The 16,892-nt window shown below is 68.7% G+C and carries 17 protein-coding genes; 5 read left to right on the plus strand and 12 right to left on the minus strand.

Going from position 1 to position 16,892, the window contains the following annotated elements:
• Positions 1-3 precede the first annotated feature (3 nt).
• The 5 genes from P3H15_RS12310 to P3H15_RS12330 are packed head-to-tail and all read right to left on the minus strand — an operon-like array spanning position 4 to position 4,507.
• Complete coding sequence (locus tag P3H15_RS12310; RefSeq protein WP_276137487.1) at positions 4-960, minus strand: aldo/keto reductase; 957 nt, start codon at positions 958-960, stop codon at positions 4-6.
• Positions 960-1,817, minus strand: coding sequence for an ATP-binding cassette domain-containing protein (locus P3H15_RS12315; RefSeq protein ID WP_276137488.1), 858 nt, complete (start codon positions 1,815-1,817; stop codon positions 960-962). The genes P3H15_RS12310 and P3H15_RS12315 overlap by 1 nt, the downstream gene beginning before the upstream one ends.
• On the minus strand, positions 1,814-2,629 hold the full coding sequence (locus P3H15_RS12320) for an ABC transporter ATP-binding protein (protein ID WP_276137489.1): 816 nt from the start codon (positions 2,627-2,629) through the stop codon (positions 1,814-1,816). The genes P3H15_RS12315 and P3H15_RS12320 overlap by 4 nt, the downstream gene beginning before the upstream one ends.
• A gap of 1 nt (position 2,630) precedes the next feature.
• On the minus strand, positions 2,631-3,575 hold the full coding sequence (locus P3H15_RS12325; RefSeq protein ID WP_276137490.1) for an ABC transporter permease: 945 nt from the start codon (positions 3,573-3,575) through the stop codon (positions 2,631-2,633).
• A complete protein-coding gene (locus P3H15_RS12330) occupies positions 3,572-4,507 on the minus strand; it encodes an ABC transporter permease (RefSeq protein WP_072938939.1) in 936 nt (311 codons plus the stop codon). Before P3H15_RS12330 ends, P3H15_RS12325 begins: the two co-directional genes overlap by 4 nt.
• Before the next feature lie 397 nt (positions 4,508-4,904).
• Here P3H15_RS12330 and P3H15_RS12335 point away from each other — a divergent pair, with 397 nt between their 5' ends.
• The 5 genes from P3H15_RS12335 to P3H15_RS12355 all read left to right on the plus strand — a co-directional run bounded on the left by P3H15_RS12335 (position 4,905) and on the right by P3H15_RS12355 (position 11,533).
• A complete protein-coding gene (locus P3H15_RS12335; RefSeq protein WP_276137492.1) occupies positions 4,905-6,479 on the plus strand; it encodes an ABC transporter substrate-binding protein in 1,575 nt (524 codons plus the stop codon).
• A gap of 60 nt (positions 6,480-6,539) precedes the next feature.
• Positions 6,540-7,766 carry an exo-alpha-sialidase gene (locus P3H15_RS12340; protein ID WP_276137493.1) on the plus strand — a complete coding sequence of 409 codons (1,227 nt, stop codon included), beginning with the start codon at positions 6,540-6,542 and terminating at the stop codon, positions 7,764-7,766.
• Complete coding sequence (locus P3H15_RS12345; protein ID WP_276137494.1) at positions 7,763-8,449, plus strand: SDR family NAD(P)-dependent oxidoreductase; 687 nt, start codon at positions 7,763-7,765, stop codon at positions 8,447-8,449. Before P3H15_RS12340 ends, P3H15_RS12345 begins: the two co-directional genes overlap by 4 nt.
• A gap of 76 nt (positions 8,450-8,525) precedes the next feature.
• Positions 8,526-10,754 (plus strand): 4-hydroxythreonine-4-phosphate dehydrogenase PdxA, encoded by a 2,229-nt coding sequence (gene pdxA / locus P3H15_RS12350; RefSeq protein WP_276137495.1) that lies wholly within the window; start codon positions 8,526-8,528, stop codon positions 10,752-10,754.
• Positions 10,755-10,765: 11 nt separating this feature from the next.
• On the plus strand, positions 10,766-11,533 hold the full coding sequence (locus P3H15_RS12355) for a DeoR/GlpR family DNA-binding transcription regulator (protein ID WP_072938927.1): 768 nt from the start codon (positions 10,766-10,768) through the stop codon (positions 11,531-11,533).
• Positions 11,534-11,540: 7 nt separating this feature from the next.
• Here the strand turns inward: P3H15_RS12355 and P3H15_RS12360 are convergent, their stop codons facing one another.
• From P3H15_RS12360 to P3H15_RS12390, 7 genes are read right to left on the minus strand one after another with little or no spacing between them, the layout of a single operon-like run.
• On the minus strand, positions 11,541-12,041 hold the full coding sequence (locus P3H15_RS12360; protein ID WP_276137496.1) for a hypothetical protein: 501 nt from the start codon (positions 12,039-12,041) through the stop codon (positions 11,541-11,543).
• Between the two features lie 36 nt (positions 12,042-12,077).
• The gene (locus tag P3H15_RS12365; protein WP_276137564.1) at positions 12,078-12,869 is read right to left on the minus strand and encodes a DUF6390 family protein; all 792 of its coding nucleotides are present in this window, start codon (positions 12,867-12,869) and stop codon (positions 12,078-12,080) included.
• Positions 12,870-12,893: 24 nt separating this feature from the next.
• Positions 12,894-14,021 (minus strand): hydrogenase formation protein HypD, encoded by a 1,128-nt coding sequence (hypD, locus tag P3H15_RS12370; RefSeq protein WP_276137497.1) that lies wholly within the window; start codon positions 14,019-14,021, stop codon positions 12,894-12,896.
• 25 nt (positions 14,022-14,046) lie between these two features.
• A complete protein-coding gene (locus tag P3H15_RS12375) occupies positions 14,047-14,319 on the minus strand; it encodes a HypC/HybG/HupF family hydrogenase formation chaperone (RefSeq protein WP_005244643.1) in 273 nt (90 codons plus the stop codon).
• Positions 14,320-14,345: 26 nt separating this feature from the next.
• Entirely contained in the window at positions 14,346-15,446 is a 1,101-nt protein-coding gene (gene hypE / locus P3H15_RS12380; RefSeq protein WP_276137498.1) for a hydrogenase expression/formation protein HypE, read from the minus strand.
• Positions 15,443-16,135 (minus strand): SIS domain-containing protein, encoded by a 693-nt coding sequence (locus P3H15_RS12385; RefSeq protein ID WP_276137499.1) that lies wholly within the window; start codon positions 16,133-16,135, stop codon positions 15,443-15,445. Before P3H15_RS12385 ends, hypE begins: the two co-directional genes overlap by 4 nt.
• Positions 16,132-16,881 carry a hydrogenase assembly protein HupF gene (locus P3H15_RS12390; RefSeq protein ID WP_276137500.1) on the minus strand — a complete coding sequence of 250 codons (750 nt, stop codon included), beginning with the start codon at positions 16,879-16,881 and terminating at the stop codon, positions 16,132-16,134. The genes P3H15_RS12385 and P3H15_RS12390 overlap by 4 nt, the downstream gene beginning before the upstream one ends.
• Between the last annotated feature and the right edge of the window lie 11 nt (positions 16,882-16,892).

A 16,892-nucleotide genomic window follows, 5' to 3' on the forward strand; every position in this document is an offset into this window, starting at 1 on the left:
CTCCTAGCGGTTGTAGTTGGGCATGGGTCCGCGCAGGGCGCTGCCCACTTCGTCGCACGCGTCGATCAGTTCGTCGTCGAGTGTGCCCTTCGCGACGGCGGCGATGTTCGACTGCAAATGAGCGACCTTCGATCCGCCGAGGAGGATCGGCCCCGCCGCCGGCTTGGACACGAGCCAGCGCAGCGCGAGCTCGGTGAGCGGGATGCCTGCCTTGTCGGCGATCACGGACAGCTGGGTGATCGCATCGAAGATCGCGGTGTTCCAGTACCGGTCCTTGTACATCTGCGCCAGCCGCGAATCACCGAAGCGGCCGTCCGCCGGCTTCGTGTCGAACGAGTGCCGTCCGGTGAGGAGGCCGCCGCCGAGCGGGTTGTAGACCATGGTGATCAGGCCGGTGACCGCCGCGAATTCGACGTACTCCTCCTCGATGCGCCGGGCCAGCAGGTTGTAGAGCTGCTGGGCGACGATCGGCCGGGGTGCGCCGACGGCGTCGGCGGTGTGGTTCAGTTCCGCGATCTGCCAGGCCGCGAAGTTGGAGACGCCGAGGGCGCGGATCTTGCCCTCCGACACGAGTTCGGCGACGGTGGACAGGGTGTCGGCGGTCGGGGTGGCGCGGTCGGGCTGGTGGAGGTAGAACAGGTCGACGTAGTCGGTGTCCAGCCGTTTCAGGCTCGCCTCGACGCTCGACCGGAGCCCGGCCGGCGACAGCGGTGAGTGGTCGCCCGCGTCGGGGTGGGGCATTCCTGCCTTGGTGGCGAGGGTGACGCGGTCGCGCCGGGTGGCCAGCAGCCGGGCGAGGATCTTCTCGGACTCTCCGCCGGCGTAACCGTTGGCGGTGTCGATGTGCGTGATTCCGGCATCGAGCGCCGCATCGACCATCGCTGCGGCGCCGTCGACGTCGACGGTGTCGCCGAAGGTCATCGTGCCGAGCACGAGTGAGGTCAGGTCGAGTTCGGGCATCAAGCTACTCCTCGGGATGGGGTGCGGGAAACGTCGGCCGCGCCGGGTGAACGCGAGACGAGGTGGCGGGGTTTGATCCCGACCATGGTGGTGGGGTCGAGCGCGGCGGCGCGCAGGGCCTGGGTGTACGGCTCGGCGGGACGCTCGAGAACGTCGGTGGTGGAACCGCTTTCGACCACCTTTCCGCGGGACATGACGATCACGGTGTCGCTGATCTCGCGGACGACGCCGAGGTTGTGGGAGATGAAGACGTAGGTCAGGCCGGTGTCGTGCTGGATCTCGCGGAGCAGATCGAGAACCTGGGCCTGCACGGACACGTCCAGAGCGCTGGTGGCCTCGTCGCACACGAGGAGTTCCGGCCCGCTCGCCAACGCCCGGGCGATGCCGATGCGTTGCCGCTGACCGCCGGAGAACTCGGCGGGGCGGCGGTGGAGCGCGGTGGCGGGCAGGCCGACGCGGTCGATCAGCGCCGCGGCCCTGCGGGCCCGCTCGGACTTGCTCCGGACGCCCTGCAGGCGCAGCGGTTCGCCGACGATGTCGACGGCCGTCAGGTGCGGGTCCAGCGATCCGTACGGGTCCTGGAACACCATCTGCACGCGAGACCGGAAGGGGCGCAGCGCCTTCTCCGACAGCTGCGCGATGTCGGCACCGTCGACAAGGATGCGGCCGGAGGTGGGGGTGAGCAGCCGGACGATCGATTTCGCGATGGTCGATTTCCCGCACCCCGACTCACCGACGACGGCGAGGGTCGCGCCCTTGTCCACCGAGAAGCTGACGGTGTCGACGGCGCGGAACACACCGTCGGGGACCGGGTATTCGACGACGAGGTCCTCGACGGACAGCAGGGGGGCATTCATGTCGACGCTCCTACGGTCGTGGTGAAGTCGCCGAGCCGCGGCACGGCGTCGAGCAGTTTCTTGGTGTAGGCGCTGCGAGGATGGAGAACCAGGTCCTCGGCTCCGCCGTTCTCGACGAACCGGCCGTCCTTCATGACGTAGATGCGGTCCGACATCAAGCGGGCGACGCCGAGATCGTGGGTGATGACGAGCATTCCGACGCCGGTGCGCTCCTGGAGTTCGAGCAGCAGGTCGAGGATGCTGGCCTGCACGGTCACGTCGAGGGCACTGGTGGGTTCGTCGGCGACGATCAGCTCGGGACCCGACGCGAGCGAGCAGGCGATCAGCACGCGCTGCAGCATTCCGCCGGACAACTGGTGCGGGTATTTCCCGAGTTGGCCGGCCGGGTTCTGGATCCGCACCTGTTCGAGCAGTTCCACGGCCCGCGCGGTTTCCTTCGACTTTCCAGTGATGCCGCTGTGGCGCACCGCCTCCCGCAGCTGGGATCCGATGGTGTGCACCGGGCTCAGCGCCGTCATCGGGTCCTGCGGGACGAGGGCGATGTTCCGGCCCCGGACCTTCGCGAGCGCCTTCGGCTTCCCGAGGATGTCGCAGTCCTTGAACCGGACCGCGCCGGAGAGGACGGCGAGGTCGTCGGGGAGCAGGCCGAGGAGGCCCATCGCCGTGGTCGATTTTCCCGACCCCGATTCGCCGATGATGGTCACGGTTTCGCCGGCGTCGATGCTGAACGACACGCCGTCCACTGCGCGGATGACGCCCCGGGCGGTGATGAGTTCGATCTGCAGTTCGTCGACTCGCAGCAGATTCGTCATGTCAGGCAATTCCCTTCCACGCCCGGAGTCGCTGTAGTACGCCCGGTTGCAGTCGCAGCGACTTCGGCCGATCCCGGAGCCCGTCGCCGAGCAGGTTGACGCCGACGACGAGCAGCACGATGACGAGACCGGGGAGCGTCACCAGCCACCACGAGGTGGTGATGTAGTCCTGCCCGTCGGAGATGATCCGGCCCCAGGTGGCGAAGGGGCGTTGCGGTCCGGCACCGAGGTAGCTCAGCGCGCTCTCGAGGAGCACGGCCTGCGCGAGCAGCAGCAGCACGACGAGGGACGCCTGCTTGATGATGTTGGGGACGATGTGGCGGAGCAGGATGGCGGTGCGTCCGAGACCCAGCACGCGGGACGCCGCGATATACGGTTTCTCGCGTTCGACGAGGACGAGTGAGCGGGTCAGCCGGGCGATCTCCGGCCACTGGGCGATGGCGATGACGAACGTGATGACCGGGATCGACGGGCCGAACAGGGCGACGACGAGCAGCAGCATCATGAGGAGCGGCAGCGACAGCTGGGCCTCGAGGAGACGGCTGACGACGGTGTCGGCCCAGCCGCCGAGGTACCCGGCGAGTGCGCCGAGGCACAGGCCGATCAGTCCGGACACGACCACCGCGAGAATTCCGACGGTGAGCGATACCTGCCCGCCGTAGAGGACGCGGGAGAGGAGGTCGCGGCCGAGTTGGTCGGTGCCGAACAGGTGCCCGGGTGTCAGCGGTGGCAGCCGGCGCTGGGCGAGGTCGGTGGCGTCCGGAGACGGCAGGGGCAGCAATTGTGCGCACGCGACCGGCACGATGACGGCCAGGGCGCAGATGCTGCCGATCCAGATCTTCACCCGGCTGTCGCGCGCGACTCGGGTGGCACCGGCCCGGGCGATGTCGCGGCGGGTGACCGTGGACGGGCGCGCATGCGCCGGGGGATCGACGATGGTGGTCATTTACTCGTTCCCTTCCCGAGCCGGACACGGGGATCCAGCAGCGGATAGCAGAGGTCGACGAGGAGCTGGACGAGGACGGCGAGCACCGCGGTCACCAGGACGGTGGCCTGGATGAGGGGGTAATCCCTCGTCTCGAGCGCGCGCACGACCAGCGATCCGACGCCGGGCCAGGCGAAGACGACCTCGACCACGACGACGCCGTTGAGCATGGACGCGAACCGGGTGCCGAGCGCGGTCAGCACGGGGATCGCGGAGTTCCGCAGGGCGTACCGCCAGATGAGCTCGCGCTCCGGGACACCCCGCGAGCGGGCCACCGTCATGTACGGCGAGGAGAACGCGCCGACCATCTCGCGGCGGACCATGCGGGAGATCAGGGCGATCTGCAGCACGGCGACGGTCACGGTGGGCAGTACCAGGCTGGACCAGGTCGTGAATCCGGCCGCGGGGAAAATCGGGATCAGGACCGCGAACACGGTGATGAGCATCAGCCCGGTCCAGAAGTCGGGCATGGACTGGCCGGCGATCGTCACGACGTTGGCGCCGAGTTCGCGGCGGGTGTCGGCGCGGCGCGCCATCCACACGCCCAGCGGGATGGCCACCAGCGTGGTGAGCACGATTGCCGCGACCGACAGGGTGATCGTGTAGGGCAGCCGGGCGAGGACGACGTCGAAGGCGGGCGCCTGGAACGAGTACGAGGTGCCGAGATCGAGGTGGAGAAGGCCGCGGAGATACAGCAGGTACTGGGTGAACACGGACTGGTCGAGGCCCATGTCCGCCCTGATGCGAGCCAGGTCCTCGGTGCTGGCCAGCGGCCCGGCCATCGAGTAGGCGGGGTCGCCGGGCGCCATCCGGATGAGGACGAACACGGTGGTCAGTGTCAGGAAGACGGCCAGCGCGCTCTGTCCGAGTCGTTTGACGACGTAGCGGGGCATGGGCGCCGTCAGGACCTTCGGGACGGCGGAGCGGGTCCGGCGGGGAGCCGATGATGCCGAGCCCGGGGGCTGGGCTGCAAGCGCCGTGTCGGCGGCGTGCTGCGTCATGAGGTCACCGGCCGTTCGGGGTCTGCGTGAGGGGTCATCGTCGACCTTTCGATAACGCCGGCGATGGAGGAGTCGACACCGCGGCGTGTCGGGTACAGCAGCTTCGTTTGTAACTCAGCTCACAATCGCACTTATGCGCGTTGTGCGCAAGTCCCGTCCGCCATCTTGCGCATCTCAAGCAACTCTGAGTAGAGTTCGGATGTGCCGGCGATCACATCGCCTGGTGGGCAACCACCTCGCGCCGTGCCTGATCGCTGCGCCCCACACCCATAGTCCCGAGAGGTCGACGATGACCAATTCTCTTTTCGAACAGCGTTTTTCGAGGAGAACGCTGCTCAGGTCGGGTCTCCTGCTCGGTGCCGGCCTCACGCTCGGTTCCGCAGCGGGCTGCGCGACGCCGACCGGAACACCCGGACCGAGGACCGTGAGCCTGGCCCTGAACCGATCGCTCGTGAGTCTCGACAACAAGCTGAACCAGTTCGATGCCGCACTGACGGTGCAGCGGGGGGTGCGGCAGGCCCTCACCGAAATCGACCGCGACCTGCGGCCCCGGCTCGTTCTGGCCGACCGGTTCGAACTCGTCGCACCCACCCAGTGGTACGTGCACCTGCGGCCCGGTATCCGTTATTCGGACGGAACCCCGGTGCGGGTGCAGGACGTCGCGACGGCCCTGCAGATGTACAGCCAGGTCGACGGCTCCTTCGTCGGCGGATTCTTCCCCGAGTGGCCCACGGTCGACCAGATCGACGACACGAGCTTCACCCTGAACACCGAGCGGCCCGTCCCGGTGCTCGACTACCTCATGTCGAACATTCTCGTCACTCCGGCGGCCGCCAACCTTCCCGAGGAACTGCAGTCCGGTGTGGGAACCGGACCGTATGTCGTGACCGAGAGCGACCGCGGCACCGGCAACTACACACTGGTGCGCAACGAGAACTACTGGGGAACGCCGGCGCAGATCGAATCGGTGCGCGTCCGCTTCGTGCCCGACGAGTCGAACCGCGTCGTGACGTTGCGGAGCGGCGAGGTCGACGTCATCGACTCCATCACCCCGGACGCAGCCGATCAGCTCGCCGGACTGTCGGGTGTCTCGATCGATCGGATCGACGGCGTGCGACTGAACCAGCTCTTCTTCAATTTCCGGAAACCGCAGGGGCATCCACTGGCCGACGCGCGGGTGCGCCGGGCGCTGACCTACGCGATCGACGGGCGAGCCCTCGTCGACCAGGTTCTCCAGGGCTCCGCCACCCAGTCGCGCGGCGTCATTCCGCTCACCCTCGACGGCGCCGTCGAGACCGGCGAATACATCTACGACCCGGCGCGTGCCCGCGGCGAACTCGACGCCCTCGGGGTCCGCGACCTGGAGCTGAAGATCATCTGGGAGACAGGCGAGTTCGCCGCCGACACCGACATCATGGAATCGGTGCTGCAGATGCTGTCCGCGGTCGGCGTGCGAACCACCCTGCAGCAGTTCGAACCCGGCGGCGACATCTCGCAGTGGCGTCAGGGCAAGGCCGGCGACTGGGACGTCCTCGGCAACGGCTTCCCGAGCCCGACCGGTCTGGCCCTGACCATCATGCAGGGCATGTACGCCGGCACCGCGGAGAAGGAAGCGACCCGGGACACCTACCACGGGTACATCTTTCCCGAGATCACCCAGACCATCACCCAGGCCTCCGAGGAGGCCGACGCCACCCGGCGCGGCGAACTTCTCGCGGATGCGCAACGCCGGATCTGGGACACGTGCCCGTGTCTGTGGTCGTTCGTCCCGAAAGCGGTCCTCGCGCGCCGCTCGCGGATCGACGGTGTCGCGTTGCGGCCCACGAACTCCTACGACCTGAGTGTCGCGGCGCTGCATGCCTAGACGTGACGCGACCGCCGCACCGACAACCCGACCGTCCCTCACGACGCACTGGAGACGCTGATGACCACACCGAGTCCCGCAACCGATACCCGGCCCACCGACGGCGTCCTCCGTGACGTCGCCGAGGCGGGACGACGCGACGCTCTGCTCCCCGCGCCGCAGGTGCAGAATCACGCGGCAAATCTCACCGTCCTGCCCGACGGCTCCCTCGGGTGCGTGTGGTTCGCGGGCACCCAGGAGGGCGTGCCCGACATCAGCGTCTGGTTCTCCCGGCTCGCCCCGGGCGTGGGCGCGTGGTCCGGGCCGGTGCAGCTGTCCGACGATCCGACACGGTCGGAGCAGAATCCCGTTCTGCACGTGACGAAGACGGGCGCCGTGTGGTTGCTGTGGACGTCCCAGCACGCCGGCAACCAGGACACGGCGCGTGTCATGCGGCGCATCTCCGACGACGGCGGCCGAACGTGGGGCGAGGCGCACATCCTGCTGCCGGAGACCGACGCCGGCGGCGTGTTCGTGCGGCAACCGGTGGTCGTGCTCCCCACCGGGCGGATCCTGCTCCCCGTGTTCCACTGCGTCCGGATCGAGGGCCGCAAATGGGTCGGCGATCGCGACTACAGCAGTGTGATGATCTCCGACGACGACGGCGAGTCCTGGCGTGAGGTGGTGGTTCCGGGCAGTGTCGGCTGCGTCCACATGAACATCGGCCGACTGTCCGACGGCACCCTCGTCGCCCTCTACCGCAGCCGCTGGGCGGACTCGATCTACCGCAGTGTCTCGACGGACGACGGCGACACCTGGACCGAGCCGGAGGCCACCGAACTTCCCAACAACAACTCGTCCATCCAGTTCGTCGTGCTGCCCGGCGACCGGCTCGCCCTGGTGTTCAACGAGTCCAGTGCCGTGAACGCCACCGCGCGGCGGACGTCCCTGTACGACGAGATCGACGACGACGGACTCGCCGACGGCGTGCCCGAACCGGCTGCGGAACCGGAGCCCCTCGACGACGGCGACAGCCGGAGCGCGTTCTGGGGTGCCCCCCGCGCGCCGATGACGCTGGCGATGTCCGAGGACGGTGGCCGGACGTGGCCGCATCGCCGCGACGTCGAGGTCGGCGACGGATACTGCCTGTCCAACAACTCCCGCGACGGCCTGAACCGTGAGTACTCGTACCCCAGCATCGCCGCCGGGAACGACGGCATCCTGCACGTGGCGTTCACCCGGTTCCGTCAGGCGATCGAGTACGTCGAACTCGAGGCGGGCTGGATTGCCGACGAGGGCCGGTCGTGACCGGGGATGCGAAGCGGGCGGTCGTGACCGGGGTAAGCTCCGGCATCGGCGCCGCCACCGCCCGCCGGCTTCTCGGCGACGGGTGGGCGGTCACCGGATTCAGCAGGCGGGATCCCGGCATCGACGACGGCCGATTCTCCTGGACCGCCGTCGATCTCGGCGACCTCGAGGCCCTCTCGGAGCACGCGACCGCGGTCGGTCCGGTGGACGCCGTCGTTCATGCGGCCGGACTGCAGTCCTCCGCGCCTCTCGGGAAGCTGCAGGTCGACGACGGTCTGGCCATGTGGCGGATTCACGTCGCGGCCGCCGAGGTCCTCGTCAACGGGCTCGTGCCGTCGATGCGCGACGGTGGCCGGGTGGTCCTGGTCGGCAGCCGCACGATGTCCGGGGCGGCGGGCAAGAGTCAGTACGCCGCCACCAAGTCGGCCCTCGTGGGGATGTCGCGGTCCTGGGCGGCGGAGTTGGTGGACCGGGCGATCACGGTCAACGTGGTCGCGCCGGGGCCGACGGACACTCCGATGCTGAGCGATCCGGCACGCACGTCGACGCCCCCGAAGCTTCCGCCGCTCGGCCGTTTCATCGCGCCGGAGGAGGTGGCGGGGCTGATCGGCTTCCTCGTCGGGCCGCTCGGCGGGAGCATCACGGGTCAGGCGATCGTGCAGTGCGCGGGGGCTTCCCTGTGAACACACTGCGCGTAACGCGCATAACTGCTACCATTCGATGCACGAAACGCGCACATAATCGGGCAAAGGCGGCATCATGAGACCGAACTCGATCGGACCGGATCCGACCGTCGCGGTCTTCGCCGACGACCTGTCCGGTGCGGCGGAAGTGGCCAGCGCCTTTCTCGACCGGAGTGCGCCCCTGTCGCTTCTTCTCGGCGCCGGCGAGGCGCACGAGGCGGGCGGAGTCGTCATCGCCGATCTCGACACGCGGTCGATGAGCGCCGAGGGTGCGGCCCGGACGATGCGGCGTGCCCTCGACGGCGTTCCGTCCGGCACGCTCGTGGTGAAGAAGATCGACTCCCTTCTGCGCGGGAACATCGGGGCCGAGGTGGGAATTCTCGCCGACGACGGTCCGGTGGTTCTCGCGGCGGGCCTGCCCGCACTCGACCGGACCGTGCGCGGCGGCGTCGTGCACGTCGGTTCGACGCCACTCCATGCCGCCGGCGTCTGGTCGGCGGAATCCACCCCGCCGCCGGAATCGGTGGCCGCACTCTTCCCGGGCCGTCCCACACGGTGCGTGCCCCGCGGTCCCGGCGTCGGCCAGGCGCTGGCCCGCGCGGCGTCCGACGGCGTCATCGCGATCTGCGACGTCGAGACCGAGGCTGACCTCGACGCGATCGTCCTGGCCTGCCGCACAATTCCCGGAGTACGACTGGCCGGGACGGCGGCCCTCACGGCGGCCGTGGCACGCACGCTGCCGATCCGGTTCGTTCCCGGCGCCACGCCGGAGCCCGCGGATTCCGTCCTGACCGTCGTCGGCACGGCGGAATCCATTGCTGTGCAACAGGTTGCTTCACTCGTGGCCGACGGCGCCCGGCACGTCCCCGTCGGTGCCCGCAGCCTTCTCCTCGGCGACGTCGACACCGGGCCCCTGCGCCGCGCACTCGACAGCGGTCACGCAGTCCTGACCGTGACCGGAGACGTCGACCCGTCGAACGCGCGGACGCTGTCGGCGGCGTTCGGCCGGCTGACCGAAGCCGTGCAGCGAGACCGAAAATCCGACCTCGTCCTCACCGGCGGGGAGACGGCGCGGGCCGTCGTCGACGCGCTGGGCATCACGTCACTCCGACCGGTCCACGAGGTGCACCACGGCGCCGTCGTCTCCGTCGCATCCGACGGCCGTCGCGTCGTCACCAAGCCCGGCAGCTTCGGCGACGCCACCAGTCTCTCCGCGATCGCGGCCTACCTGCGCGGCCATCAGCCGCCCACCCATACCCCCACACAGCGAGGACCCCACATGAGCGCGTCAACCGATACCGCGAACCTCCCCGTCGTCGCCGTCACCATGGGCGACGGCGCCGGAATCGGCCCCGAGGTGATTGTCCCGGCCCTGCTGGACGAGGCCACCCGATCGTGGTGCAACCCCGTCGTCATCGGCGACGCCAAGCGGCTGCGTCTCGCGGCGAACGTGCTCGGCATCGACGTCGACATCGTGACCGTCGAATCGATCGCCGACGCGCAGTCGGCGCCCGGGCGCGTCAACGTCATCGATCTCGACCTCCTGCCCGAAGACCTGGCGTGGGGTGAACTGTCCCCGGTCGCCGGCCACGCCGCGTACGAGTACATCCGCGTCGCCAGCGAACTGGCGGTGCGCGGGGAGGTGCAGGCCATCTGCACGGCCCCGCTCAACAAGGAGGCCCTGCACGCCGCGGGCCACATCTTCCCGGGGCACACGGAACTCCTCGCGCACCTCACCGGCACCGAGGAAGTGTCCATGATGCTGTCGACGCCGAAGCTCAAGGTCATCCACGTGACCACCCACATCGGACTGCTCGACGCCGTCGCGAAGATCGAACCCGGGCTGGTCGAGCGGACCATCCGACGCGGACACGAGGCGCTGGTGCGCTCCGGAATCCCGGAACCGAAGATCGGGGTGTGCGGCATCAATCCGCACGCCGGCGAGCACGGGCTGTTCGGCTACGGGGAGGAAGAGCAGAAGATCATTCCCGCGGTCGAGGTGCTGAAGGCGGACGGCATCGACGTCCACGGTCCCCTGCCCGCCGACACCGCATTCTTCCTCGCGGGCCGCGGCGACTACGACCTGATCGTGGCGATGTACCACGATCAGGGGCACGGGCCGGTGAAGGTCCTCGGCATCGAGGCGGGCGTCAACATCACGGTCGGGCTGCCCGTCATCCGGACGTCCGTCGACCACGGCACCGCCTTCGACATCGCGGGCAAGGGTATTGCGGAGGCCGGTAGTATGGTCGAAGCTCTTCGTCAGGCTGCCGAATTGGCAACCAGCACAGCGGTTGTGAAGTAGGGGGACGAAACATGGCGGTTCGCGAGTCGGAAGCACGCCGGTCCGAGATCGTGCGGCTGGCCCGGTCGAGCGGGCTGGCCAGCGTCGACGACCTGTCGGCACAGTTCGGTGTCACCGCCTCCACCATCCGGCGGGACCTGAGTCAGCTCACGTCCCAGGGGCTGATCGCCCGCACCTACGGTGGCGCCATCGCGCTCGACCCCCAGCAGGAATCGTCACTCCGCCAGCGCGCACTCGAGGGTTTCGACGCGAAGCGCGCTATCGCGGAATGGTCCGCCAGCCAGGTTCGGCCGGGCGAGACCATCCTGCTCGACGCGGGCACCACGGTGGGTGCGATGGGGGAGTTTCTGCGCGACATCGAGGACATCACGGTCATCGCGGCCGGTCTGACCGCACTCGAATCGCTCGCCGACGCCGACTCCGTGCGGGTCGAATGCATCGGGGGAACACTCCGCCATCTCAGTCAGGGGTTCGTCGGACCGCTGGCGGAGGCCACCCTCCAACGTGTCACGTTCGATCGCGCGTTCCTCGGGGCGGATGCCGTCACCGCGGATCTGGGCATCTGCGAAGCCGAACTGGAGCAGACGCGCCTCAAGGAAATCATGATCGCCCGCGCCGACGAGGTGTACGTGCTGGCGCACGCGGCAAAACTCGGGCAGCGCCCGTTCCATGCGTGGGCGCCGATCCCACCCGGAACCACCATCGTCACCGACGACTCCGCCGACATCGGGGAGACGGCGTCCTTCGAAGCCGCCGGGATGCGTGTCGTGCGCGTCTGACGCCGGTTTACCGCTTGTCCTTCTTCGCTTGTTTCCGTGCGCCCGCGGCGATGGTGGACGCCTCGAACTTCTTGCGGCCGGACGATTTCCGGGTGGCGTCGACGCGGGTCTTGCCGGACGAGGCGACCTTGCCGTCGCTGTCGCCGAGTTCGCTGAACGAGGGCGCGTCGCTGCGGGCGCGGGCGAGGCGTTCGTCTTTCAGTTCGCGGGCGCTCACCCGCGCCGCGGTCGCCAGTTGCCTACTCACCCGGCTGAGTGCCGCTTCGAAGACTTCCGCCTTCTCGGCGTTGCGGACGTTGGCTGCCTTGCCGGCCCCGCGCGCGCCCTTGGCCTCGACCTTCGCCGCGCCTTCCTGGCGGTACAGCTTGACGTGTTTGTTGCGGGCCCGTCGAACTCGGGTGTGCAGTGTGATCAGCTTGTCCTCGTCCAAGTCGGCCATCTGCGCCTTCTTCGTCTCGCGGATCAGCACGAACTCTTCTTCGGACAATGAGTTCAGAATCTTCTTCATGTCGGCTCCGATCCGGCCACAGGCCGTGAGGTGTGGTCATGGTAACCGGGAAACGTTCCCGTCGGTCCGTTTCGGTGAAGAGGTGGTCACCTCCCGATCGAATCGTCGATTGGTCTGTGCAAGTTGCCATTCCGTCTGCCGGGCCAACCGCTCGACCTGGTCCGGGCCCAGGCGGTCGCACACGAAATCCCAGTGCACCGCCACCCGGTCGCCCACGGCGAGATCGTGCACGAAAGTTCCCTCGGGCACACGGTAGTCGGCCGGGTCGTCCTGCTCGGGGCCGAGCGACAGCCGGGTCCCGTCCCACGACAGGCGCTGCGACCGGACGAGGGCACGATCGGCGTCGACCCTCACCACCTCACCCCAGCGGATACGGCAGGAGTCGAGAACCTGCAGTGGCTGCGGCATTCCGGTATCCAGCAGCCGCGACCACGGGTACACCCCGAACACGTGAAAGTTGTGGGTGGGCGCCGCCTCCCCGAGCAGGTCCGCGGTGAGGTGCTTCCAGTAGTGGCCGGCCTGCGACGCGAGGCGGGACAGCAGGGCGGCGCCGAACTCGGCCCGGTCGATGCGGTCGGACAGTTCGTCCGCGATCCAATACCCCCGGACAACCTTCTCGTCCAACGGGTCCGCGATTCCGGCGAGCCGGGCGATCACCTCCTGGTACGGCCACGCGCCGCTGAACTGCCTCGCCATCGCCACCACATCGGTGTCCGGCGCGCCGCCGCACGCGACGGCCTGCAGTCGCTCCGAGCCCGGAGGACCGCAGTAGCCCAGGGCATTCGGGGCGTGCGCGTACTGCGCGAACACGCGGTGCCCGGACGGCATCGAGTGTTCGCGCGCCGTCACCGGTCAGCCTCGCTGACCCAGCAATTGCGCCGTCTCGCGTTGCAGCCTGCCGAAGTTGTAGTACGCGGCGCAGGCACCCTCGGGGGAGACCATGCACGTGCCGATCGGAGTCTCCGGGGTGCACGCCGTCCCGAACACCTTGCATTCCCACGGTTTGATGACGCCCTTGAGGACCTCGCCGCATTGGCAGGCCTTCGGATCCGCCACCCGCACACCCGGCATCGAGAACTTCTCCTCGGCGTCGAACTCGGCGTAGTTCCGGTGGACCTTGAGCGCGCTCTGCGAGATGAAACCGAGTCCGCGCCATTCGAAGTGCGGGCGCAGTTCGAACGTCTCGGCCATCAGTTTCAGTGCCTGCACGTTGCCCTCCGCGCGCACCACCCGCTTGTACTGGTTCTCGATCTCACAGCGGCCCTCGCGAATCTGCTGGAGCAGCATGTGCACCGACGCGAGGATGTCGAGCGGTTCGAAGCCCGCGACCACCATCGGTTTCCCGTACACCTCGGACACGAACCGGTACGGCCGCAGCCCCACCACGGTGGACACGTGACCCGGGCCGAGGAAGCCCGACAACCGCAGGTCGGGGGATTCGAGGATGGCCTTGATCGGCGGAACGATCGTGACGTGGTTGCAGAACACGCTGAAGTTCGTCACGCCCAGCGCCCGCGCGCGCACCAGGGTCACCGCGGTGGACGGCGCGGTGGTCTCGAACCCGACGGCGAAGAACACCACCTGGTGGTCGGGGTTGTCGAGGGCCACCTTCAGCGCGTCCAGCGGCGAATACACGAAGCGGACATCCGCGCCGCGGGCCTTGGCCTCGATGAGGTTGCCCTTGGATCCGGGCACCCGCATCATGTCGCCGAACGTCGTGAAGATGACACCGGGCTGCTCGGCGAGCCACATGGCGTCGTCGACTCGGCCCATCGGGATGACGCACACCGGGCATCCGGGGCCGTGCACCAACTCCACGGACTCCGGAAGCAGGTGTTCGATGCCGTGCCGGTAGATGGTGTGGGTGTGCCCGCCGCACACCTCCATGAACTTGAACTCGTCACCGCGGGCCAGTTCGGTGATGGATTTGACCAGGGCGCGCGCCGCCGCCGGGTCCCGGAATTCGTCGACGAACTTCATCCCTGTTACCTCGTTCTTGCTGTTGTCACGCGATTTCGGACGAGTTGAACGCGTCGATCTCGTTCACGTAGTCGGCGCCCATCTTCTGCACCTGATCCAACGTCAGCTGCGCCTCGATCTCGTCGATCTTCGCCATCGCGAAGCCGACGTGCACGAGCACCCAGTCGCCGACGACGAGACCTTCTTCGGCGAGCAGTCGCACACTGATCGTTCTCTGGACGCCGTTCACGTCCACCTTGGCCAGATGCTGTTCGGCGTCGACGATGTCGACCACCTGACCGGGTATCCCCAGACACATCGTGGTTCTCCTTCTCGGGCTGTTCTTCAGCAGATTCGGGGGAGCGGGTCACCGACGAGCATGTCGACGATCCGGCTGCCGCCGAACGAGGTTCGCAGTGCGACGATGCCCGGCGGTTCGGCCAGGATCTCGCCCACCGCGGTCGCGTCGGCTCCCCGCGGGTGGGCCCGCAGCGCCGCGACGGCCGCGTCCGCCTCCTCCGCCGCGACGATGGCGACGAACTTGCCCTCGTTCGCGACGTACAGCGGGTCGATGCCGAGCATGTCGCAGGCACCGAGCACCTGAGGCTCGATGGGCAGCGACTGCTCGTCGATGATCACGGCGAGTTGGCAGGCGTGAGCCAGTTCGTTGCACACGGTGCCGACGCCGCCGCGGGTGGCGTCCCGCATCCACCGCGTCGACGGGGCCGCCTCCAGCAGCGTCTCCACCAGGGAGTTGACGGGGGCCGTGTCGGAGGCGATGTCGGCCTCGATGGCGAGGTCGCCGCGGGCGAGCATCACGGCCATCCCGTGGGCGCCGATGGTGCCCGACAGCAGCACCTTGTCGCCCGCGCGCACGAGGTCGGGCGACAGCCGCCTGCCCTCCGGGATGACGCCGACACCCGCGGTGGAGATGTAGACACCGTCGGCGGCGCCCTTGCCGACGACCTTGGTGTCGCCGGTGACGATCTGCACCCCGGACAGCACGGCCGCCTCGCTCATGTCGGCGACGATCTCCCGCAGTTCGGCGATCGGGAAACCCTCCTCGATGACGAACGCCGCCGACAACCACTGGGGGCGCGCACCGGACACGGCGAGATCGTTGACGGTCCCGTGCACCGCGAGATGCCCGATGGAACCGCCGGGAAACCGCAGCGGCTGAACCACGTACGAGTCGGTGGAGAACGCGAAACGCTCACCCGAGGGCATGGTGAGCGCAGCGGCGTCACCGAGTTGCTCGAGTTCCTCGTTGCGGAACGCCTCCACGAACACCGCGTCGACGAGCGCGGCCGACGACTTTCCCCCGGCGCCGTGAGCGAGCGTCACCACCTCGTCCAGCAATCGCGGCCTGCGCTGCCGGAACTTGTCGATCCGCTCCAGCACCCGGTCTTCGCGTTCCGCCGACGTGGCCGGTTCGGTCGTGCTCATGAAGCCTCCCCAGAGTTCGGAGCGGGCCGCGACATGTGTTCCTGGGCCACCGACCACAGCCGGTACCCGAGCATCGCGTGGCTCTCCTGAATCCGGTGGATGCTCTGCGAATGGACGGTGTAGCAGAAGTCGAGTTCGCCCGCGGACGCCATCGCCGCCATCCGGCCGCCCTCGTGCCCGGCGAACCCGATGGTCAACAGCCCCCGCTGCTTCGCCTCGGTGAGCGCGGTCATCAGGTCGTCCGAGTTCCCCGACGTCGACAGCGCGATCGCGACGTCACGGTCCCGGGCGTGGGCGATGATCTGCCGTTTGAAGATCAGATCGAAGCCGACGTCGTTGCCGAGCGCCGTCACGACGGCCTGATCGGCGGCGAGCGACCAGGCCGCCACCGGGCGTCCTCGGGCGGGACGGCTGAACAGCGACGCCAGCGTCGCTGCGTCGGTGGAACTGCCGCCGTTGCCGAACGTGTAGAGGCGGCCTCCGCGGCGGAACCGGTCGGCCATGTCGATCCCGGCCGCCGTCAGACCGTCCCCGTACTCGTCGAGGGATTCCTTCTGCAGGCGCGCGCTCTCGGCGGCCTTCCCGCGGGCGGAGGCGGCGAGGTCGTCGAGGAGGCTCTGGGCGTCGGTTTCCTCCGAGTCGATGAACGGGTAGAGGAAGCTGGTGCTCTCCGAGTCGTGGGTTGTCATCGGTTCGCCTCCGGACTCGTGTCGTCGAGTCGCGTGATCGCCGCGCCCGCGTGCACCAGGACGAGGTCGTTGGGCCGGACGTCGCCGAGGACGCTGACGTCCACCCATTCCTCGCCGGCGGCCGTGCGGACCAGGGCGGGGCCGAGGGGTTCGGCGGGCTCGATCACCACTTCACCGAGACGGCCCTCGTCGCTGCACGTGACGCAGACCGTCTCGTCGCACTCTTCGGCGTCGGGCTTCAGCAGTCCCGAGTGCTCGAAGCAGACGTGGGTGAGTTCCCACAGCAGGTGGTACATGAGGACGAACCGGCCGGTGGCGGGGACCATCGGGTCGTCCGAGTCGACCCAGAGGATGTGGTTCGCCGCGCCGGCCGGTGGCCGCGGGCCCGCCCCGATCCACAGCGTCATCGCCCCCCACGCCGGGGCGCGGCGCATCGCGTCGACCACGGCGGGTTCGTTCGCCGACGCCACCGCCAGCAGGATGTCGCCGGGCCTGCTCGCCACCCGGGCCTGCGCCACCGGATCGGGTTCGACGAGGGCCACCGACGGCAGCGCCCGTTTGCCCATGATCACGGGATGGACGAATTCGACGGCGACGTGATGGGCGTGCGGTTCCCACTGCGGTGAGATCACCCAGAGCGTCGCCCCGTCATGGAATTTGCGGGCGAGCGACAACGCCGCGGCGGCGAGATCCGCGGACAGGTCGGTGTCGACGAGGTGCCCGCCCGCCTCTGCGGTGGTGGTCATTCACTAGCTCC

Origin of the sequence: Rhodococcus sp. T2V (genome assembly GCF_029269925.1) — a bacterium.
Lineage (GTDB): Bacteria > Actinomycetota > Actinomycetes > Mycobacteriales > Mycobacteriaceae > Rhodococcus_F > Rhodococcus_F koreensis.